The sequence below is a fragment of the Blautia difficilis genome, from assembly GCF_014297245.1.
GTDB classification, from domain to species: Bacteria; Bacillota; Clostridia; order Lachnospirales; family Lachnospiraceae; genus Blautia_A; species Blautia_A difficilis.
Map to the genome: position 1 here is coordinate 14955 of NZ_JACOQG010000012.1, position 21025 is coordinate 35979.

Below are 21025 nucleotides of genomic sequence, written 5' to 3' on the forward strand. Positions count from 1 at the left end.
CATGGAAAAACAGAAAGAAATAGCAAAGTGGAGGTAATGATGAAAAAAACGGAATGGATACGCTGCCCTGTTTGTGGCAACAAAACCCGTGACAGAATTAGAGAAGATACGGTTTTAAAAAATTACCCGCTCTATTGTCCGAAATGTAAACAGGAAACCTTAATAGAAGCCAAAAATCTACAAATAATAGTAATCAAAGAGCCAGACGCACAGACGCAGAGCCGATAACACCGAGAATAGTTTTATCTTGGGTTATCGGCTTATTTTATTGGAAAGCTAAAAAGCATAGGATTACTCCTCCACTTCCTTAGACTTGATGATTCCGTCAATAACGCTTTCCATGATAACTAAATCTTTGTCGGACAGGTTATCAAGCTGCTTTTCCAACTGTATTCTTCTGGTGCTTTTCACCAGATCAGAAGCAGGCAGGAAAAAAGCGTCTGTTGATACATTCAATAAATGAACAAGGTCATAAAATACTTGTAAACTTGGGTGCTGCCCTTTGTTTTCAATATTCGTCAAATAGCGTGGGTCAATCTCAATCATTGCTCCCACTTGTTCACGGGTAAGACCTTGTTTCATGCGAGCTTCTTTGATTGCAAGACCAAAGGCTCTAAAATCATACTTATCTTCTTTTTTACGCATATGTAATCACCTCACTACATTTTACTGTTCCTGTTGATTTTCTAACAGGTATAGAAAAACGCATAGTATGGTTTGTAAGTTCCTATCTGCGTAAAAGGAACATTAAAAAAGTGCTGCATTGCGGTAAATAAAAAAAACCGCTATTGTCAGTAGCATTTTTGCATGTTAAAAATTTTCTTTGTTTAGATGGCGGTTGACAAGCCGCCTTTTTTCCATCCCCGAAAAACAGTATATAGGTTTGGGGTTAGCGGCTTTAGGAGGTAGCCGCATTGAGAAACCTACATAATCGACAATCTTTGATATATCCGATATTGTCAAAAAAATCTTAGCCTTTAAAGCGGTACAATATACCCTTGAATATGGTTTTTCACATTACATAGCAGGAATAACTATAAAAGCACAAGAACAGCATTCATTTTATGCTCTTGTGCTTTTTTGCTGCTTAAAAAAATTTTTTGACTTTTTTCTGATTTGGGTTACAAATCGCTCCTCCGTGTTGAGTGTTAGTGCGGAAAGAGGTAAAAAGCCTTTTCGCTTTAGCAACGTCAACTTGAAAGGAGGTGAGATTATGAAACCTTCTTCATTTGAGAACGCTATAAGACTTCAATTTGACTGTCTGGCTCGTAAGGTGATTGGCAGAACTGTAAAGAACTACAACAAAGAACTTGCCAGACGTGCAAAGCATGAAATATCTTTCTGTGAAATACCAGAGCTGGAATTAAACCAGTTGGGTGTATCGGACGAATACCCGATTGAATTTACTTCCTTTGATGTGTTCGGTACAGAAGTTCGTGTCTATGATGAGAAATTATGTGAAGCAATCAAAAAATTAAGCGAAAGACGACGCAATGTTGTGTTAATGTTCTATTTTCTGGAATTACCAGACGCAGAAATCGCAGAGATTTTGGATATTTCCAGAAACTCTGTTTATAGAAACAGAATGTGTTCACTAAAGCTCATTAGAGATATGTATGAGGAGGAATTATAACATGATGAAGTCTACAAAAAAGTGTCCTCTATTCTCCACAATCAGTTTAGCTGCTGATGGCGACGAAGTGGCAATAGAGAAAATATTAAATCACTATGACGCTTACATATCAAAAGCAAGTTTACGCCCGTTCTATGATGAACACGGAAATATGTATATTGTGGTCGACATGGAACTGAAAGGCAGAATCAGAGCTGCTCTTATTAAAGCAATTCTAGGTTTTGAAGTCAGAGTGAAATAAGCGAATATATACGGAGTGTTCTATCACCTCATTCCAGCTCCGTTTTACAAGTGTTCTTTGAAAAATGAATAAAGTAATCAGATACGTTTGATATACGGTGAGCCGACGGACTGGAACGCCATGACCCACGAAAGGAGGAATAAAGAAGCGAGCGACCATGCCAGTGATCCGTAAGCGACTGTTGGAAAAGTTGCTGCCATGACCTGTATATCAGAATAATGATACACCCGTATGACACGGTTCACCCATCAGAATGGGAATGGTGAAATTCCAGTGGAGCTTTCCAAAGCCATCTGATTACTTCTTATTTATAGACAAATTCTTTCATAATGTACAAGCATTTTTGCATACTTTGTAAATATATTGTAGTGAGGTGGTTCAATGGCAAATGACGCAAAGGTAGTTTGCAAGAATGTTTTTAAAAATTGTGATAGAGCGGCGTTTACAAAAGCATTTACTCTAAAATGGATAGAGTTGATAAATCAATATGAAAAAAATAAAGGAAAGACAACTCCTGCTAGATGATAGACAAACTATCCTACGAGATGTTATAATAACATTATGTAGAGATAGTTTGTTTCGTCTTCTCTAAAAGGAGAACGAAGCATGATAGAATCAAAATCAAGAGTTGCTATTTATTGCCGCTTATCAGAGGAAGATAGAAACAAACAATCAGAAACAGACGACAGTAACAGTATTCAGAATCAAAAGTCAATGTTACTTCAATACTCATTAGAGCATGGTTGGGAAGTCTACAACATATACAGTGATGATGATTACACTGGTTCTGACAGACGACGACCAGAATTTAACAGGTTGTTGGAGGACGCAAAGAATCGTAAATTTGATATTGTCCTTTGTAAGACACAATCCAGATTTACCAGAGAACTAGAATTAGTGGAAAAATATATCCACGGTCTTTTCCCTATTTGGGGTATTCGTTTCATCAGCATTGTTGATAATGCAGATACCGCTAATAAAGGAAATAAGAAATCAAGACAGATAAATGGTCTGGTGAATGAGTGGTACTTAGAGGATATGTCAGAAAACATTAAAAGCGTTCTCACTGACAGAAGAAAGAACGGACACCATATCGGTGCTTTTGCCCTGTATGGTTACAAAAAAGACCCTGACGTAAAAGGGCATTTGATTATTGATGAAGAAGCTGCGGAAGTTGTCAGAGAAGTTTTTACACTGTTTTCACAGGGATATGGAAAGACCGCCATTGCCCGTATGCTGAATGACAGAGGAATACCAAACCCTACGGAATACAAACGACTTCATGGTTTGCGTTACAAGCAGCCTAAAACGAAAAACAGTACCCTATGGAAATATTTTGCCATATCAGATATGTTGGTGAATGAAATCTATATCGGGAATATGGTTCAAGGGAAATATGGCAGCGTTTCTTATAAGACAAAGCAAAACAAACCCAGACCAAAAGACGAGTGGTACAGAGTTGAGGGTACACATGAGCCGATTATTGACCGTGAGTTATGGGATAGGGTTCAAGCATTGGTAGCTCAAAAGGCAAAACCTTTCACAGTTGGCACAATCGGCTTATTTGCCAGAAAAGCTCGCTGTATGAATTGTGGTTATACAATGCGTTCATCAAAGAATCGTGGTAAACATTATTTACAATGTTCTAACCGCCATGTAGCAAAGGACGCTTGTATAGGTTCTTTCATTTCAGTAGACAAATTGGAAAAAGCTGTGATTGACGAACTTAATAAGTTATCCGCAGAATATCTGGATAAAGATGAGCTTGAACAAAATGTGCAATTCAATAATGACTTGCGAGGTCAAAAAGAAGCTCTGGAAACGGAGATTGCTGCTTATCAAAAAAAGATTGCGGAATACACAAAAGGAATCCGTGAACTATATTTAGATAAGGTAAAGGGTATTCTTTCCGAACTTGATTACTTGGATTTATCTAAAGACTTCTCAACACAAAAAGAAAGGCTCGAAAAACTGGTAATTGATACGCAGAAACAGCTTGATGTTATTGAAAGAAAAATGCTGATTGGCGATAACAGACGACAGTTAATCGAGCAATATACAAATCTTGAACACTTAGACAGGGAAACGGTTGAAAAGCTGATTGATTATGTATTGGTCGGTAAGAAAGACCCTGTAACTAAGGAAGTACCTATTGAAATACATTGGAATTTCTAAAGTTCTCATATCTGGCAGCTAGTATGCCAGATTATCGGGAACTATCTTTTAAAACCTCAATGTTGTCTTTACACAATCGTACCATCTGCTGCAAGATCTTCAAATAAATCCGTAACAGGATCTCCCTTACTCTGAAACTCACAGGCATTAAAAGGAATTCCTCCTGCAGCCTGAGGCCATACCCCCACTGTATGATCAATATAGTAAGGTCCAAAACCTGACTTTTCAATTTCCTCCATGGAGAGATCCCGTGTAAGCTGATGAACAATGGTAGATACCATCTCTAAATGTGCCAGTTCCTCTGTCCCGATATCATTCAGCACTGCTGCAGCCATACGGTTTGGCATGGTAAACCTCTGAGACAGATACCTCATGGATGCCCCGATCTCACCATCCGGGCCACCATACTGGCTGAGGATATACTGTGCAATCTTTGCATTCGGTTTGGTAATATTCACCGGATACTGAAGTCTTTTTTCATAATTCCACATAAGCTATCTGCATCCTCCTTCCCTTTCCCAGGGAAATGGCTGTTCCATCCATTTCCAGCTCTCTGACTCTGACATATCCGTACAATCTATAGTAAGAGGTCCAAAGTTTTGGGCATATTCTTCCAGAAGTTCTTTCCTCTCCTTTACCATTTTTCTGCATAACATCAGAGCCCTCTCATCACAGGGATGGGTATCCAGGTATAAAAGCAGATCATCTACAGCAAAGCTGACCTGATTTATCCGATTCAGAAGCTGCTTTCCGGATCTGTTTTCGTTCATCGGAACCCACCTCTCTTTCCGCAGAATGGCTTGCAAAGCTGTGGGAAAACTGTTCCCACATTCAGAGCGTAAGACAACTCAAAAATATCTGTAAATTCCTGACTGGGAACATACGCCATGGCAGGTTCCGGAGATTTGGGGCGGGTAACCATTTCATTCATTGGCTGCTGGCGGTTCATGCCGCAGGTTCGGTTATAGGGTCTGCCACAGGAACAGGCCATATGATAATTTTCCATATTCAATCCTTCCTGATATCATTTTCTATATTCAGTTACCCTATATTTTATGATACCTTTCCCAAAAGGTGCCCAGATTACCTATTATGTATTTTTTTACTAGCATTCCTAACGCCAAAAAAATCACAAAATTTTCATATTTACAAACAGATTTAATAATGCTATAGTATCTTTGTTTTCATATGTATAAAAGCTATATAATATTATAAAATATTTCGGGGGAGCTGTTGCACAGATTATCATTGGGGATAACAGAAAGTGCATCAGCCCCTTGACTATCTTTTGGAGGAATTATGCAGATTATTATTGTTGGGTGTGGAAAGGTCGGCCGAACTCTTGCCGAACAGTTACAGGAAGAAGACTCCGATATAACTCTTATTGATGTCTCTGCCAATGTGATCAACTCATTGCAGGATGACATTGATGCAATGGGAATTGTAGGAAACGGTGCCAGCATCAATACGCTTATGGAAGCCGGGGTTGACAAGGCAGACATTCTCATTGCAGTGACAGGCTCTGACGAAATGAATCTTCTTTGCTGCCTGATCGCCCAGAAAACAGGACACTGCCAGACAATCGCCAGAGTCCGCAATCCTATTTACGGCAACGAAATCGGCTTTATCAAGAAGCGTCTCGGTGTAAACATGATCATCAATCCGGAACTGGCAGCAGCCCAGGAGATTTCCCGTCTGCTCCGCTTCCCCTCTGCCATTAAAATCGATACCTTTTCCAGAGGACGGGTAGAGCTTTTGAAATTCAAGGTGCTGCCTGAGTTTGGACTGGATGGTATGACGATTTCGCACATTACAGAGACACTCAAATGCGATGTGCTTTTCTGTGCCGTTGAGAGCAGAGATCAGGTTTCTATCCCAGGCGGTAATCATATGATCCACAACGGAGACAATATTTCTATTCTTGCTTCTCCGGTAAATGCAGCTACCTTTTTCAAAAAAATCGGACTGAAGACCCATCAGGTGAAAAATGCCATCATCGTAGGCGGTGGTACAATCTCCTACTATCTGACCAAGGCACTGCTTGACATGAATATTTCCGTAAAAATCATTGAGCAGAATACAGCCCGCTGCGAGACCCTGAGTGATCTGCTTCCCAATGCCACTATTATCAATGGTGACGGAACCAACCGCAATCTTCTCATGGAGGAAGGTCTGCCCCAGACTGAAGCTTTTGTGTCTCTTACCAATCTGGATGAGGAAAATGTTTTCCTTGCACTGTTTGCCAAAACGATTTCCAATGCCAAGCTGGTAGCCAAGGTCAACCGTCTTGCTTTTGACGATGTTATTGACAATCTGGATATTGGAAGTGTGATCTATCCCAAATATATCACTTCTGACACGATTCTGCAGTATGTACGTGCCATGCAGAACAGTATCGGAAGTAATGTAGAAACCCTTTATCATATTCTGGACAATAAGGCAGAGGCTCTGGAATTTGCCATCCGTGATAATTCTCCGGTAGTTGGGATTCCGCTGTCAGAGCTGAATCTCCGCCAGAATCTTCTGGTTGGATATCTCAACCATAATGGTGTAGTAAAAATTCCCCGCGGACATGACACCATCCAGGTAGGTGATACTGTAATCATCGTAACTACCCATAAGGGACTTCGTGATATTACAGACATTCTTGAGAAGTAAAGGAGTCTGATCATGAATTATTCTATTATTTTTTATATTATCGGATGGATTCTCAAGCTGGAAGCTATATTTATGTTTCTTCCCGGCATCACCGCCGTGATTTACGGCGAAACTTCCGGCTTTGCTTTTCTGATCACCATTATCATCTGTCTGGCTCTTGGCATTCCACTCACCTGGAAAAAGCCATCCAAAAAAGCATTTTACACAAAAGAAGGGTTTGTAACAGTCGCTTTAAGCTGGATTGTACTAAGTATTATGGGAGCACTCCCTTTTATCTTCAGCGGAAGCATTCCAAACCCTGTAGATGCAATATTTGAAACTGTATCCGGTTTTACCACTACCGGAGCCAGTATTCTGGCTGATGTAGAAATCCTTCCCCACTGTGTACTGATCTGGAGAAGCTTTACACACTGGATCGGCGGTATGGGTGTTCTGGTATTTATCCTGTCTCTCCTGCCTCTAACAGGCGGTTATCATATGAACCTGATGAAAGCAGAGAGCCCGGGGCCTTCTGTCAGCAAGCTGGTTCCCAAAGTACAGTCCACTGCAAAAATTCTGTATGGAATTTATTTTGTCATGACAGTGATACAGATCATTCTTCTGCTTCTTGGAGGAATGCCTCTGTTTGATTCCCTCTGTACTGCTTTTGGTACTGCAGGTACCGGAGGATTCGGCATCAAATCCGACAGTATGGCCGGATACAGCACTTACCTTCAGGTTGTGATCACTATATTTATGATCCTGTTTGGAATTAACTTCAATGCCTATTTCCTGCTTATCACCAGGAAATTTGCCCAGGCCTTTAAAATGGAGGAAGTCCGCTATTATCTGGGAATTATTGCGATTGCAGTATTGATCATTACCTGCAACATTTATCACATGTACGGAAGTGTATCAGAATCCCTTCAGCAGGCAGCCTTTCAGGTAGGATCTATCATTACAACCACCGGCTATGCCACAACAGATTTTAACCTGTGGCCGGAGATTTCACGAACTATACTGGTAATGCTTATGTTTGTAGGAGCCTGTGCAGGAAGTACCGGCGGCGGTATCAAGGTTTCCAGGATCCTGATCCTTTGTAAAACAATCCGCAAGGAACTTCATATTTTTTTGCACCCCAATGCAGTAAAAAAAATAAAGATGGATGGCAAAGTCATTCCTCATGAAGTGCTTCGCTCTACCAATATCTTTATCATTGTTTATATACTGATCTTTGCCGGATCTATTTTCCTGATTGCCTTTGATGACTTTGACCTGATTACAAACTTTACTGCAGTTGCAGCAACCTTTAATAACATCGGACCCGGTCTGGAGATAGTAGGTCCTATCGGAAACTTCGAAATGTTTTCCTGGTTTTCCAAAATCGTCCTCTCTTTTGATATGCTGGCAGGCCGACTGGAAATTTTCCCATTACTGCTGCTGTTTGTAAGGGATACCTGGAAAAAATTCTAAGACTCAGAGAAATATATCTCTAAATTTATTTTATCTTTTACATTTTGTTCATATATTATCCATATTTATTGGGTATAGTATCAGTAAGAAAGATAACTATATCTTTCTTATAAATATTTTTCTTTTTCATACGCGCCGGTACGTAAGTACCGGCCTCCTTCCATTTTATGGGAGTTTTTTTTTATTTTCTGCCAACTCCCTCATAATCAAATGCCGGGATAAAGCTCTCCCTGGCAGTCTCACCTTCCTGAAAAAAACCATTTTCTATTCCAAGTTCCAATGCTGCATTCAATACCTTTTCATATTCCCTTTTTGTTACCCTGCGATTTAATTCCCTGTATTTCTCCTGCTCATAAACTGGTGTATACTGGTTCATAATGCTGATATAAATCTGCGTTCCAAATGCACGCTGTAAATGCTTCAGTACCTGAATGGAATTTCTGGTATGTCCCGGCAGGATTAAATGCCTCACAATGGTTCCTTTTTTAATATATCCATTCTCATCAAAAACAACAGGACCGGTCTGACGCACCATCTCTGCCAGTGCATTTCCTACAATTTCAGGATAATCCGCTGCATGGGAAAACTGCTGTGCCAGCAAAGGATCTGCATATTTATAATCAGGCAGATAAACATCTACATACCCCTCCAGAAGCTTTAAGGTTTCCACCTTCTCATAACCACTGGAATTATACACCACCGGCAATCCCATTCCCTGTTTTCCTGCTATATCCAAAGCTGCAGTAATCTGAGGCACATAATGGGCTCCTGTAACCAGATTGATGTTTGCTGCTCCCTTGTCCTGAAGCTCCAGAAAAATTTCAGCCAGCCGTTTTACATTAATCTCACAACCGTCCTTTCCAATAGCAATCTCACGATTCTGGCAAAAGCAGCACCGTAGCCCGCAACCAGTAAAAAACACTGCCCCTGAGCCTTTGCTTCCTGAAATGCAGGGTTCCTCCCACATATGCAAAGCAGCCCGCGCTGCATAGATTTTATCCGTCATTCCACAGTATCCTGTCCTGCCTGCCATTCTGTCTGCATGACAATTTCTGGGGCACAGAGTACAGTCTTTCATATATTTTTCTATTTCATCTGTTTTTTTCTGCATCATCTGTTTGATTCATTCCGTTTCTCTTTCTTATTTGTCAGCCATAGCTTACTGTAAATTTTCTTTTCCGTCAAGAGGGCCTTCATTCATATTTTACGATTTCCTTTTTCAGTCTCTTCATAATTCTTTTCTCCAATCTGGAAATATAAGACTGAGAAATTCCCAACAGATCAGCCACCTCTTTCTGTGTCTGTTCCTTGCTGTCCCTGCTTCCGATTCCAAATCTCAGCCTTACGATCGTCTGCTCTCTGTCAGACAATTTTCCAATGGCCTTTGTCAGCAGAGAAATCTCCGCTTCATCCTCCAGACGTCTGGATATTACGTCCTCGTCTGTTCCCAGAATATCTGACAGAAGAAGTTCATTGCCATCCCAGTCTACATTCAGCGGTTCATCAATGGAAACTTCCATTTTCGTCTTGCTGTTCCTGCGCAGATACATCAGAATTTCATTTTCAATACATCTGGATGCATAGGTTGCCAGTTTAATATTTTTCACAGGATTGAAGGTATTGATTGCCTTGATCAGACCTATGGTTCCGATAGAGATCAGATCCTCCACTCCTACCCCTGTATTGTCAAACTTCTTTGCAATATAAACAACCAGCCGGAGATTGTGTTCGATCAGTACAGATCTGGCCTCTTCCTTCTGATCTGTTTCCAGTTTACCCAACACAAATGCTTCCCTCTTAGGATCCAAAGGTGCTGGCAGCACATCATTTCCCCCAATATAAAAAATATCCCCTGACCGGTTCATTACCATTCTTGATACAAACTGAACTGGATAACAACTCATAATAATCCCCCTCCTACTGTAGTAATCTGGAATTTAAAAGTACTTCATATTCCTTACCAAAAGCGGAGGGTTCAAAAGGAAATGCAAACACAGGACTTTCTATCTGAACCACTTCTGCTGCGGTCTGAACACAAAGCTTCTCCAGTGTGATCGCCAGAAGCATTCCCTTTTCCCTGTCAATTCCCCGATAGGAAATCAGATGTGGACGAAGCCCTGCGATCTCAGTATCTTGCAGCTCTCCCGGTTTCTCCTGCAGGTTCCTTAACTGATCTGCTGTTTTTTCTGACAATATCTGTTCCAGAATTTCCGGTTTTCCAATAGAAACCGGTTTTCCTGTTACAGAATCCATCAGAAGATTTCCTGAATCGTAAAATCCATAAAAAGAAAATGTTTTCCCCTGATAGGACAAGGTAAGAGGATATACATTTTTCATCCGTATTTTTATAGAATCCTGCAGATAGGACCATGCAGTAAGCAAAAGCCAGGTCACTGTTCCAAGAAGCAGAAAGGTTTTCATGGTAAGATTCCCTTTATCTGCAGTCTCCCAGAAGCCCCCACACAGAAAAGCAGCCAAATACAATGTCAGCACCGATTTTACAAGCAGACTTCCCTTTTTCAGTCCACAGCCCAAAATCAGCATTCCTGTTCCACAGGCTCCGTGAAGGAGTATAAATGCCGGCGGGAACAATTCAAAGGGGATACAAAGAATCAAACTGGAAAACAATGCCCCAAGAAAAGCTCCCAGCAGTGTTCTGAAAAAGCTTTTTCTGCATCGGAATACCCTTCCAACAAACCAGAGAAGGATATAATCCATCAGAAGATTCGTAAAAAAAACTACATCTATGTATACTTCATAATGCATTCTCCTTCCCCCTGTATTCTTTTTTCTGTTAAGCCTTCCCTTTGGTAAGTGCTATTCATTATAGGAGATTACCCTTGCAGATTTTGTCAAAATGGCAGAGACCGGCCTTAGAATTTATCGCAGGAATACGACAGAAAACGGCATAAGAAAGAATCCTGCTTGCAGGATTCTCCGCCTGCGACGGGTCGCTTCAGCGACATAATTCCTCTCCGTCGCAGTGCGATCCTGCCCGGAGGGCTTTTTTATGTTATAGGAACATTACGGAGTAATTTCCTATAACATAAAAAAACAGTAGCAGCAAATCCCGAAGTATCTGCTGCTACCGTATTTTACTGTTACTGTTTCTGATTTTTCTACCAGTTTCCCAAAAGCTTATCCTTTAAAATCGCCAGTATTTCCCTTGGAATATAAATCAAAAGTCTCCAGGAACTATATCTGGAAGGTATGGGATATGCTTCACGGAATCCACATTTTCGGGCTATTGCTGTGCCGCGGAATACATGAAAATTATTTGTCACTACTCCCACTGAATGGTCTGCTCCGATCAGTTCTCTGCTGAAACGCAGATTTTCTGCAGTACTGACAGATCGTTCTTCCAGAAAAAGACGTTCCGGTGCAATTCCATGCTCTGTCAGATAATGATACATTGCCCTGGCCTCTGTGATCAGTTCGCCTTCCCCCTGACCTCCCGACAGAACAGCCTTCGTCTCCGGATGATCCTCCAGATACTGCAAAGCCCTTCTGGTTCGTTCCAGAAGGGCTAATGTAAGCCGGGTACCATCTACATGGGCACCCAGGACAATAATATATTCCACGTCAGGCTGCTTACGCATTTCTTCCGCAGCAGTATTTGTATTTCTTTCCACTGCCACATGGACACGGATCATTACGTCCAATCTTATGTGCTTTTACCACTGTACCGGATTTCTTCTGCTCCAGATACAGTTCTTTTCTCTTCTCAGGTGTGAAAATTGCATCCCACTGAGGCAGTTCATAGAGCCAGTCTGCTCTTGCATCTACCATATTTTTGTACAGAAGCTCTTTGTCAAAGCAAAGAGATACCTTTGTATTCTCGTCCATTGTCTCAATAGGGTTCGGAATCTTAAGACTGTCATTGATACCATCCAGGAAACCTACCATTGTGAGAACTTCCAGACCATATTTGTCAGCCAGTTCTTTAACAGTACCGGTTACCACTTCGTCCGGATTAGCAAGAAGTTTTTCATAAATACCTTTTTCAATATTAAAATAATTTGCCCAGAATCTCTGAAGTTTATTACGGTCTGCCTGCTGGTCATAGGCGATGGAACGCCACTGCTCTAAAATTGTTTTATCGCTCATTTCCTTAATCCTCTTTTCCGTTTAGGTAATACGCCTGTGAAAGTATCTGAACGAATATATTCCCCACAAGCTTTTATATTATATCATCTTTTTTTCCAAAATACAAATCCTATTGTTTATATTTTTGGTGAAATTTTCGTAAATAGTGTTACTGTTCATTCCGTTCTCAGTAACCGCAAATAATCTTTTCTTCTGCCGAAAACAAAACCAGTACTTTCTACTTTACTCCCAGTTTCTCCAGTTCTGCTGTTCCCTGCTTAAAGGAATGGAATTGAATAGCATGAATTCCAAACTTCTCTGCAGCTTCACAATTTTCTTTTCTGTCATCCAGAAAAACAGATTTCTCAGGCTCCAGATGATAACGTTCGATCAAAGTCCGGTATATTTCCGGTTCTGGTTTGATCTGCTTTACATCACAGGAAAAAACCGCTCCGTCTACATATTTCAGAAACGTAAGTTTCTGTTTTGTCATTCGCATGGTCTCATTTCCATAATTAGATAAAATATAGACTTTATATCCTTTATCTTTCAGATAGCGCACCCAGGTATCTGCATACTCCATCTTTTCAATAGTTTTACCGGAGTCCTTCATTACAGCCCGGATTTCCGCTTCACAGTCCGGCGCTGCTTTCACCATCTGATTCACATAATATTCTTCCTCATAGCTTCCCCGGTCACGTTCATTCCATGTATCACTGAGAAATACAGCTTTTGCGATCTTATCCCTTTTCTCCGGTGTAAATTCAAAGCTGTCCAGATAGGCCTCCCACTCAAATTTAACCAACACCTTACCTACATCAAAAATAATATTTTCCACCGCTGAATTCCTCTCTTTCTTTTTGTCACGGTCCAGTATCCTGTAAACCATCCACATTGCATAAGCAAGAACAGGGACAATAATGGCAACTCCAATTGCTGCCCTGAAATAATTACCAGCATTTTCGCCCTTGCCAAAAGCAAAAAACATGGGCATGCACGCTGCCAGAAGCAGGACAATAATGGCAATCCATGCTCCAATCTGTTTCTTTTTATTATTTTTCATTTTATACCTCTCCAAGATAAAGATAAGGCTGCCGCAAAAAATCTGTGATCTGCGACAGCCTTTCCTGGTTATTGGTTGCAGCTTTCAGCAACCCACATTTTTATTTATTTCTGTAGATAATATCGTCTCTTCCAGGTCCGTTGGAAATCATAGTGATGGGGAATCCAATCTGTTTTTCTACAAATTCAATATATTTTCTGCAGTTCTCAGGCAGATCCTCATATTTTTTGATTCCACGGATATCACATTTCCATCCTGGCAGTTTCTCCAGAACAGGTTTTGCTTTCTCAAGCTTTACAGTAGTCGGGAAATCTGTGGTAATCTCACCGTCAATATCATATGCAGTACAAACCGGTATCTCATCCAGATATCCCAGAACATCCAGTACTGTAAATGCTACATCTGTAGTTCCCTGCATACGGCATCCGTATTTGGAAGCAACACAGTCAAACCATCCCATACGTCTCGGACGTCCTGTAGTAGCACCAAACTCACCGCCGTCACCACCGCGTTTTCTCAGCTCATCTGCCTCCTCACCGAAAATTTCAGAAACAAATGCTCCTGCTCCTACTGCACTGGAATAAGCCTTGCATACAGTGACGATTTCCTTAATTTCATATGGTGGAAGACCTGCTCCTACTGCACCATATCCTGCCAGTGTAGAAGAAGAAGTAACCATTGGATAAATTCCATGATCAGGATCCTTCAGAGAACCAAGCTGTCCCTCAAGAAGAACCTCTTTTCCCTCTTTCAGTGCATTCCACAGATAAAGAGAAACATCACATACATATGGCTCAACCATTTTCTTATATTCCATCATTTCTTCAAAAAGCTTCTCAGGATCAAGAAGTGGCTTATGATATAAATGCTCCAGTAAAACATTCTTAGTCTCGCATACACTTGCCAGCTTCTCTTTCAGATGCTCTTCATCAAAAAGCTCGCTGACCTGGAAACCGATCTTTGCATATTTGTCTGAATAAAACGGTGCAATACCGGATTTAGTGGATCCAAAGGATTTACCGCCCAGACGTTCCTCCTCATACTGGTCAAAAAGGATATGATAAGGCATTACCATCTGCGCCCTCTCAGAAATAAGAATCTTCGGAGCCGGTACACCTCTGCTTACTACTTCATTATATTCCTTGAAAAATACCGGAATATTTAAAGCTACGCCATTACCGATCACACTTGTTGTGTGATTATAGAATACACCTGACGGAAGGGTATGAAGGGCAAATTTACCATAATTATTTACGATAGTATGACCTGCATTTGCTCCGCCCTGAAATCTTACAATAATATCTGCTTTCTGGGCAAGCATATCGGTAATCTTACCTTTACCCTCGTCACCCCAGTTAGCACCTACAACCGCTTTTACCATAATTTGCTATTCCTCCTGAAATCTGTATAAGTCAAGCGGATATTCGCAGTCCGCTTTGCTACTTGACTCGCTTAAATCAAACGTTGATCTCTGCTTTAATTCCCAGCATATCCTTATGAGCATCAAGAATGGGCTGAACCACTTTGCTCACAAATTTCTCTGTCTGCTCCTTGGCACGTCCCACATATTTTGTAGGATCCATGGATTTCTGAAGATCCTCAAGTGTCAGATTAAATGCAGGATCCGCCGCAATCAGCTCAAGGAGATTGTTATCCTTGCCCTCTACCTTTACGGTCTTTCCGGCTTCCATGGAAAGCTCACGAATACGTTCATGAAGTTCCTGACGGTCTCCGCCTGCCTTTACTGCATCCATCATGATATTCTCAGTAGCCATGAATGGAAGCTCTGCCATCATATGTTTCTCAATAACTTTAGGATATACCACCAGTCCATCCACTACATTGAGGCACAGATCCAAGATTCCGTCAATTGCCAGAAATCCTTCCGGAATGCTCAGACGCTTGTTTGCTGAATCATCCAGTGTTCTCTCAAACCACTGAGTTGCAGATGTGATCGCAGGGTTCAGAGCATCTACCATCACATATCTGGAAAGAGATGCAATACGTTCACTTCTCATAGGATTTCTCTTATATGCCATTGCAGAAGAACCAATCTGTGATTTTTCAAATGGCTCCTCTACCTCTTTCAGATGCTGAAGGAGACGGATATCATTTGACATCTTATGTGCACTTGCTGCAATTCCGGCAAGAATATTGGCAACACGAGTGTCTACCTTACGGGAATAGGTCTGTCCGGATACCGGATAGCATTCCTTAAATCCCATCTTCTCTGCGATCATAGGATCAATCTTGTCAATGGTCTCCTGGTCTCCGTCAAAAAGCTCAAGGAAGCTTGCCTGTGTACCTGTAGTTCCCTTGGAGCCAAGAAGCTTCATTGTACTTAACACATACTCCAGATCCTCCAGGTCAAGTAAAAACTCCTGAGTCCATAATGTTGCACGCTTTCCTACAGTAGTAGGCTGCGCAGGCTGGAAATGTGTGAAAGCCAGGGTCGGCTGTGCCTTGTATTTGTCTGCAAAAGCAGCAAGCTCTGCGATAACATTGACCAGCTTTTTTCGTACAAGCTTCAAGGCTTCTGTCATCACAATAATATCTGTATTGTCACCTACATAACAGGAGGTAGCTCCCAGATGGATGATGCCCTTTGCTTTCGGGCACTGTACACCGTATGCATATACATGAGACATAACATCATGGCGTACCTGACGTTCTCTCTCTCTGGCAACCTCATAATTAATATCTTCTGCATGAGCTTTCAGCTCATCGATCTGCTCCTGTGTAATGTTAAGACCAAGCTCCTTCTCTGTCTCTGCAAGTGCGATCCAGAGTTTTCTCCAGGTACGGAATTTCATGTCCGGAGAAAAGATATACTGCATTTCTTTGCTGGCATAACGTTCTGATAAAGGACTTACATATCTGTCTGTACTCATCATTCACTCTCCTGTTTTTTAGTAGGATGGTTTTCATCCTTTGAAATTATATACCATCATTCCCCTAAAAGCAACCACAAAAACCTTATCCCTGATGGAATTTGCCAAGAAACTCCTTCATTCGCACATGATCAGAGGCAAAAACCTCCTGGGGAGTTCCTTCTACTGCGATCAGGCCTTTGTCCATAAAGATAATATGATCCGAAATGTCCCTTGCAAAAGTCATCTCATGAGTAACGATCACCATGGTGATATGCTCCGCTGCCAGATCTCTGATTACTTTCAGGATCTCACCTGTAAGCTCAGGATCCAATGCTGAAGTAGGCTCATCAAAAAACAGGATCTTCGGATTCATACAAAGAGCTCTGGCAATGGATACACGCTGCTGCTGTCCGCCTGACAACTGGAATGGGTAAGCATTCTCCCTGTCAGAAAGCCCCATCTGCTTTAACAGCTTCCTTGCCTGGGCATACACTTCATCCTTTTTTCTTTTCTGCACCCTGATGGGAGCATCTGTAATATTCTTCAATACAGAAAAATGGGGAAACAGATTAAAATTCTGGAATACCAGCCCCACATCCCCCTGTTTGATAATTTCACCGCTGTCCGGTGTCTCAAGTCCTGTAGCGCAACGAAGAAGTGTAGATTTACCGGAACCGGAAGGTCCGATAATGCTTAAAACTTCTCCCTCCTCCACCTCAAGGGAAATGTCTTTCAAGACTTCAAGGTTTCCGAAGCTTTTTTTAATATGCTTCATTTCAAATAACTTCATATATTTTCCTCTTATCTGTCACTGAACTCACTGATATCTATCAGCTTCCTGACAATTCTGTCATCTACTCTGTTAACGGTAATAATTCAGTTTCTTCTCAATTTTATCCATTACGATTGCCACCACCAGATTAAACACAAAATAGAATACTGCCGCGATCACAAAAGGCATCATAGTGGTCTGGGCACTGGCAATCTGTTTGGCAATGGTAAACATTTCCGCTACTGCAACCACAAAGGCCAGCGAGGTATCCTTCACCAGTGTGATCACTTCATTTGTCACAGCCGGAAGAATTCTCTTGATCACCTGGGGCAGGATAATTCTGAAAAATGTCTGCATCTTATTATATCCCAGAATTTTGGCTGCTTCATACTGACCTGCGGAAATGGATTCAATTCCACCTCTGTAAATCTCTGCAAAATATGCCGCATAGTTAATGCTGAAAGCGATAAACACAGCGATCAGGCTGTAACCCATGGAAATACGGATGCCAAAAATAAAATAGGGTCCAAAATATACTACCATCAGCTGCAGCATTAAGGGCGTTCCACGCATAATGGAAATATATGCAGATACAATCCCCCGCATCACCGGATTCTTCGACATTCTGCCAAAACAGATCAGAAGTCCCAGCGGCAGGGAAAACAACAGTGTCACAACAAAAATCTCCACAGATACCACCATACCACTGGCAAGCTGTTGAAGCATCACGCTTATTGACATATAAGTTTCCTCCTGAATAAAATATATCCTGTACAGTACGAAAGGGACTGTCACAACAAAAATGCTTTCTGCTGCAATAGCCCCGTTCCTTTATTTATTTAACACAACTATTATTCTGCTTTTGCTTCTTCTGTAGGAGTAGCTTCAGCCTCTTCGGTTTCATCCTCAGCTGCATTCTTCTCTTCCTCTCCACCAATGCAAAGCATATCTGCTACTTCATATTTCTCAGCAAGCTTATCTACCTCACCTGCATCATAAAGCTTCAGAACTTCATTCCATACAGTATCCTTCAGTTCGTCATTGCCTTTCTTGAAACCAATGCCGTACTGCTCACTCTGAATCGGCTCGTCCATGATCACATATTTACCTTCTTCTCTCTGAGAAAGCTGATATTTGGCAACACCGATATCTACTGCAATGGCATCTGCTGCACCGGAATCCAGATTCATAAATGCTGTATTATAATCAGGATTCTCTGTAAGTGACCCAAAGCTTGCTGTCAGATCCTTGTTGTCGTCATTATTCAGTGCATCCAAAGCTGCAGAAGCCGCCTGCACAACTACATTCTTACCTGCCAGATCTGTCAGCTTCTCAATACCGGAATCTGCGGCAACAACCATTACCTGCTCATTGTTCAGGTATGGATCAGACCAGGTATAATCATCCTCACGTCCATTGATCGTGAAACCATTCCAGATACAGTCAATGGATCCTGAATTCAGTTCCATATCCTTAGAATCCCAGTTGATCGGTTTTTTGACCAGTTCCCATCCAAGATTATCACAGACTTCCTGTGCAAGATCAAGGTCAAAGCCTACATATTCTCCATTATCATCCTTATATCCAAAAGGAGGATACTCTGCATCAAAACCAACTGTTAAAGTTTTATTCTCAACATCTGCATATACAGAAACAACACCAGCCATAAGAGAAGCTGCCATTGCGCCGGCCATAAGTACTGCTAATGTTCTCTTTTTCATGATAAACATCTCCTCTTCATCTATTTTGTCTTTTATCACGCAGTCACTCTACCACGCGAAAGCATGTGTTTATCCTAACATAAGCCCACATGGCTGTCAACCCTTCTTTTCAAAATAGCCAGAGGATTTTCCTGTATCAGGTTACTGTTCACTCCGTTCCCAGCAACACGCTTCGCGATGCACAGAATTTATGCTAATCGCATAAATTCGCGCGGTATGTCTCGGGTTTTCTGTGACCTTCGCTCACAAAAAACACCTCGCGGGATATTACCAGTGAACAGTAACTGTATCAGGAGCCTGTACTCCTGTGATATCCTGCAGTAAGTTTTGCAAGCGTACTGTCCACATCCTTTTCTCCCAGGGCAGGTTCGGGAACAGCAGCAAATTGTTTCAAAGCATTCTGTATATCCTTTTTGATCTCATCTGTCACTTCAAGCCTGACCAGTTCCTTTTCATACTCAGTCCCGGAACGGATGCTCCGGTATGACAACAGATATGCTTTTAATTCTTTCGGAGATTTTTCCTTTTCCCATGCGTGATAAAAACACTCCATGGCTTTCTCCATCTGAAACAGATAGCTGTAGGCGCATCCCAGGTTATGCCATACATCTGACACAAATCCCTCCCTCTGCTTCTCCAAATCTGTCCTCTCAAGAAGCTTCTGATATACCCGGATTGCATTTACATACATTCCGTTTTCCATCAGAGAATCTCCCTTTTGCTTCTGACGCATGTCTGCACTTTCCTTACTTATCAGCACCAATCTGCTGTTAAGTGCTTTTAATTCCTCATAGGTAAGATAATTAATTTCCTTAAATACCGGATAGATCACATCATCTACATGGATATCCTGTCCCAGAAATTGCCTGATCTTTGCTGCCAGTCCGGGTAGATTCAATTCTTCTCCTATCCAGATACAAAGCTCCTCATTGATGATGGTTTTATCTATCAGATAAAGGTTGTGGTACAGATAGTAGCAAAGCTCTTCTACAGAATAAATATTCGTGCTGATATTCTCTATAAAATACGGACGCTCTGCTTTTTTTGTCTGGCATAAAATATATCCACTCATCTGTCTGTCTCCTTTACCATTCTACTGTCTCTGTCCATACCTTACCGCAGGACGGAAACAATTCTCCAAATCCCAGATCCTTCACCGTTACTTTACACTCTTTTGGAGAAATATACTGCAATTCCAGATAAAGCCGTGTGGTTTTGTTTGGACGCCTTGGAATTCCCGGAAGCATCATGCCCACACGTCTTTTCTCCGGTCTGTCAAAAGTACTCACAACAAACACCAGCTCTTCCGTATTATCCAGGATCAATTCGCAGGAAGCTTTGCAGTCATACCAATTATTTCCTGCTTCGATCAGAGGATAATAAGCCGGAGAACCCATAACACGCATCTCCATTCCCACATCTGCCATAACAAGAGAATCACTAAGGAAACGATATCCCTTTAATGCCTTATCCTCCAGTTTTTCTTTACCTGCAGCACAGGCACCTTTAGCAAACAGATTATTCCCATAAAACACCTTACGTTTCTGATAGCAAAGAATTTTTATGGACTGTCCGGCCCAATCCTGTGAGAAGCCTCTGCCTGTGATCTGAATGCTGGAATATAAATCTCTGCCCAAGGTTTGCTGGACAAATTTACAGAATTCAATATCTCTTTCCTCATCATTGGCCGGAAGTGTCCTGACAACAGGTTCTTCCAGTCTGACAGATACCGGTTTCGTACTTCCGTTTAAGGTCAGCTTCCGGAAAGACACATTTTCCGGAGTGAACGCGTACCAGGCAACACTGCGGTTCCAGGTTTCCCGCTTCTGTGAAAGCGCATAATAATAAAAGCTTTCCCCATAATCCTGAAGCATATATTTTCCTTCCGGAAATCCCATGGACGAAAACGCCTTCCGAAAATTCTCCACCTGGATATTTCCCAGATCCTCCAGTGTAACTACAATACATTTCGTATTTTTTACCAGTTCAGTGATACCGAGGAACTTCAGGATTCCTTTCAGAAATTCAGCCAGCAACTCCCAGGGCTCATATTCCTGTCCTTCTACCACTACGGAATCCTTTTTTTCGCAGATTCCGTAGAGATCATGGAACATAATCCCGCCCTTTTCCCTGGCAAAATACTCTGCTTCCAGTCCTACACAGTAATCCTTCTGCTCTGTTCTCCTGCACAGGCAGGTAGGTGCCTCATACTGACTTCCTCCCACCTTCATGGAAAGAGAACGTGGTTCCTCTCCTTTACGGTCATAATAACAAATCTGGGAATATTCTCTGCCAAAATCAATTCCCACGATCAAATCACGGATTTCGTTCATCTGTTTCTCCTGTCTTTC

Annotated in this window: 23 protein-coding genes and 1 pseudogene; 7 read left to right on the forward strand and 17 right to left on the reverse strand. The window is 41.6% G+C overall.

Annotation, left to right across the window (positions count from 1 at the left end):
- The first annotated feature begins 39 nt into the window (after nucleotides 1-39).
- Nucleotides 40-228: a cysteine-rich KTR domain-containing protein gene (locus H8Z82_RS08990; protein ID WP_117579306.1), complete on the forward strand. Its 189-nt coding sequence runs from the start codon at nucleotides 40-42 to the stop codon at nucleotides 226-228.
- 63 nt (nucleotides 229-291) lie between these two features.
- Here the strand turns inward: H8Z82_RS08990 and H8Z82_RS08995 are convergent, their stop codons facing one another.
- Entirely contained in the window at nucleotides 292-645 is a 354-nt protein-coding gene (locus H8Z82_RS08995; RefSeq protein WP_117579305.1) for a helix-turn-helix domain-containing protein, read from the reverse strand.
- A 568-nt stretch (nucleotides 646-1213) separates the two neighbouring features.
- Between H8Z82_RS08995 and H8Z82_RS09000 the strand changes: the two genes are divergently transcribed.
- The 4 genes from H8Z82_RS09000 (at nucleotide 1214) to H8Z82_RS09015 (ending at nucleotide 4049) form a co-directional block, all read left to right on the forward strand.
- A complete protein-coding gene (locus tag H8Z82_RS09000; protein ID WP_016440028.1) occupies nucleotides 1214-1633 on the forward strand; it encodes an RNA polymerase sigma factor in 420 nt (139 codons plus the stop codon).
- A gap of 1 nt (nucleotide 1634) precedes the next feature.
- The gene (locus H8Z82_RS09005) at nucleotides 1635-1874 is read left to right on the forward strand and encodes a helix-turn-helix domain-containing protein (protein ID WP_006857574.1); all 240 of its coding nucleotides are present in this window, start codon (nucleotides 1635-1637) and stop codon (nucleotides 1872-1874) included.
- A 381-nt stretch (nucleotides 1875-2255) separates the two neighbouring features.
- Nucleotides 2256-2399, forward strand: coding sequence for a hypothetical protein (locus H8Z82_RS09010; RefSeq protein ID WP_186994930.1), 144 nt, complete (start codon nucleotides 2256-2258; stop codon nucleotides 2397-2399).
- Nucleotides 2400-2480: 81 nt separating this feature from the next.
- Complete coding sequence (locus H8Z82_RS09015; RefSeq protein WP_101884088.1) at nucleotides 2481-4049, forward strand: recombinase family protein; 1569 nt, start codon at nucleotides 2481-2483, stop codon at nucleotides 4047-4049.
- A gap of 83 nt (nucleotides 4050-4132) precedes the next feature.
- Here H8Z82_RS09015 and H8Z82_RS09020 read toward each other — a convergent pair.
- The 3 genes and pseudogenes from H8Z82_RS09020 to H8Z82_RS09030 all read right to left on the reverse strand — a co-directional run.
- Nucleotides 4133-4540 (reverse strand): annotated as a pseudogene (locus tag H8Z82_RS09020) (manganese catalase family protein); the annotation flags it as partial.
- 3 nt (nucleotides 4541-4543) lie between these two features.
- On the reverse strand, nucleotides 4544-4819 hold the full coding sequence (locus tag H8Z82_RS09025) for a spore coat protein CotJB (protein WP_019162359.1): 276 nt from the start codon (nucleotides 4817-4819) through the stop codon (nucleotides 4544-4546).
- The gene (locus H8Z82_RS09030; protein WP_019162360.1) at nucleotides 4816-5055 is read right to left on the reverse strand and encodes a spore coat associated protein CotJA; all 240 of its coding nucleotides are present in this window, start codon (nucleotides 5053-5055) and stop codon (nucleotides 4816-4818) included. The genes H8Z82_RS09025 and H8Z82_RS09030 overlap by 4 nt, the downstream gene beginning before the upstream one ends.
- 293 nt (nucleotides 5056-5348) lie before the next feature.
- On the opposite strand from H8Z82_RS09030, the gene trkA reads away from it, so the two are divergent.
- Entirely contained in the window at nucleotides 5349-6707 is a 1359-nt protein-coding gene (gene trkA / locus H8Z82_RS09035; RefSeq protein WP_186994932.1) for a Trk system potassium transporter TrkA, read from the forward strand.
- A gap of 12 nt (nucleotides 6708-6719) precedes the next feature.
- Nucleotides 6720-8159: a TrkH family potassium uptake protein gene (locus H8Z82_RS09040; RefSeq protein WP_186994933.1), complete on the forward strand. Its 1440-nt coding sequence runs from the start codon at nucleotides 6720-6722 to the stop codon at nucleotides 8157-8159.
- A 181-nt stretch (nucleotides 8160-8340) separates the two neighbouring features.
- Here H8Z82_RS09040 and H8Z82_RS09045 read toward each other — a convergent pair whose 3' ends face one another.
- The 13 genes from H8Z82_RS09045 to H8Z82_RS09105 form a co-directional block, all read right to left on the reverse strand.
- Entirely contained in the window at nucleotides 8341-9270 is a 930-nt protein-coding gene (locus H8Z82_RS09045) for a radical SAM protein (protein WP_243176432.1), read from the reverse strand.
- Between the two features lie 82 nt (nucleotides 9271-9352).
- Nucleotides 9353-10063 carry an RNA polymerase sporulation sigma factor SigE gene (gene sigE / locus H8Z82_RS09050; RefSeq protein ID WP_019162364.1) on the reverse strand — a complete coding sequence of 237 codons (711 nt, stop codon included), beginning with the start codon at nucleotides 10061-10063 and terminating at the stop codon, nucleotides 9353-9355.
- 13 nt (nucleotides 10064-10076) lie between these two features.
- Nucleotides 10077-10925, reverse strand: coding sequence for a sigma-E processing peptidase SpoIIGA (locus H8Z82_RS09055; protein WP_186994934.1), 849 nt, complete (start codon nucleotides 10923-10925; stop codon nucleotides 10077-10079).
- Between the two features lie 353 nt (nucleotides 10926-11278).
- Nucleotides 11279-11812, reverse strand: coding sequence for a YdcF family protein (locus H8Z82_RS09060; protein WP_330607902.1), 534 nt, complete (start codon nucleotides 11810-11812; stop codon nucleotides 11279-11281).
- Nucleotides 11751-12266: an SEC-C metal-binding domain-containing protein gene (locus tag H8Z82_RS09065; RefSeq protein ID WP_019162367.1), complete on the reverse strand. Its 516-nt coding sequence runs from the start codon at nucleotides 12264-12266 to the stop codon at nucleotides 11751-11753. Before H8Z82_RS09065 ends, H8Z82_RS09060 begins: the two co-directional genes overlap by 62 nt.
- A gap of 217 nt (nucleotides 12267-12483) precedes the next feature.
- Nucleotides 12484-13308, reverse strand: a complete 825-nt coding sequence (locus tag H8Z82_RS09070; protein WP_186994935.1) for an HAD family hydrolase — start codon at nucleotides 13306-13308, stop codon at nucleotides 12484-12486.
- Nucleotides 13309-13408: 100 nt separating this feature from the next.
- On the reverse strand, nucleotides 13409-14689 hold the full coding sequence (locus tag H8Z82_RS09075) for an adenylosuccinate synthase (RefSeq protein WP_186994936.1): 1281 nt from the start codon (nucleotides 14687-14689) through the stop codon (nucleotides 13409-13411).
- Between the two features lie 76 nt (nucleotides 14690-14765).
- Nucleotides 14766-16199 carry an adenylosuccinate lyase gene (gene purB / locus H8Z82_RS09080; RefSeq protein WP_019162370.1) on the reverse strand — a complete coding sequence of 478 codons (1434 nt, stop codon included), beginning with the start codon at nucleotides 16197-16199 and terminating at the stop codon, nucleotides 14766-14768.
- Nucleotides 16200-16284: 85 nt separating this feature from the next.
- On the reverse strand, nucleotides 16285-16971 hold the full coding sequence (locus tag H8Z82_RS09085) for an amino acid ABC transporter ATP-binding protein (protein WP_019162371.1): 687 nt from the start codon (nucleotides 16969-16971) through the stop codon (nucleotides 16285-16287).
- Between the two features lie 72 nt (nucleotides 16972-17043).
- On the reverse strand, nucleotides 17044-17694 hold the full coding sequence (locus H8Z82_RS09090) for an amino acid ABC transporter permease (protein WP_019162372.1): 651 nt from the start codon (nucleotides 17692-17694) through the stop codon (nucleotides 17044-17046).
- Between the two features lie 110 nt (nucleotides 17695-17804).
- Nucleotides 17805-18674 (reverse strand): amino acid ABC transporter substrate-binding protein, encoded by an 870-nt coding sequence (locus tag H8Z82_RS09095; protein ID WP_019162373.1) that lies wholly within the window; start codon nucleotides 18672-18674, stop codon nucleotides 17805-17807.
- Between the two features lie 289 nt (nucleotides 18675-18963).
- Nucleotides 18964-19746 (reverse strand): hypothetical protein, encoded by a 783-nt coding sequence (locus H8Z82_RS09100; RefSeq protein WP_186994937.1) that lies wholly within the window; start codon nucleotides 19744-19746, stop codon nucleotides 18964-18966.
- A gap of 13 nt (nucleotides 19747-19759) precedes the next feature.
- The gene (locus H8Z82_RS09105; RefSeq protein WP_186994938.1) at nucleotides 19760-21007 is read right to left on the reverse strand and encodes a DUF5716 family protein; all 1248 of its coding nucleotides are present in this window, start codon (nucleotides 21005-21007) and stop codon (nucleotides 19760-19762) included.
- Nucleotides 21008-21025: the final 18 nt, after the last annotated feature.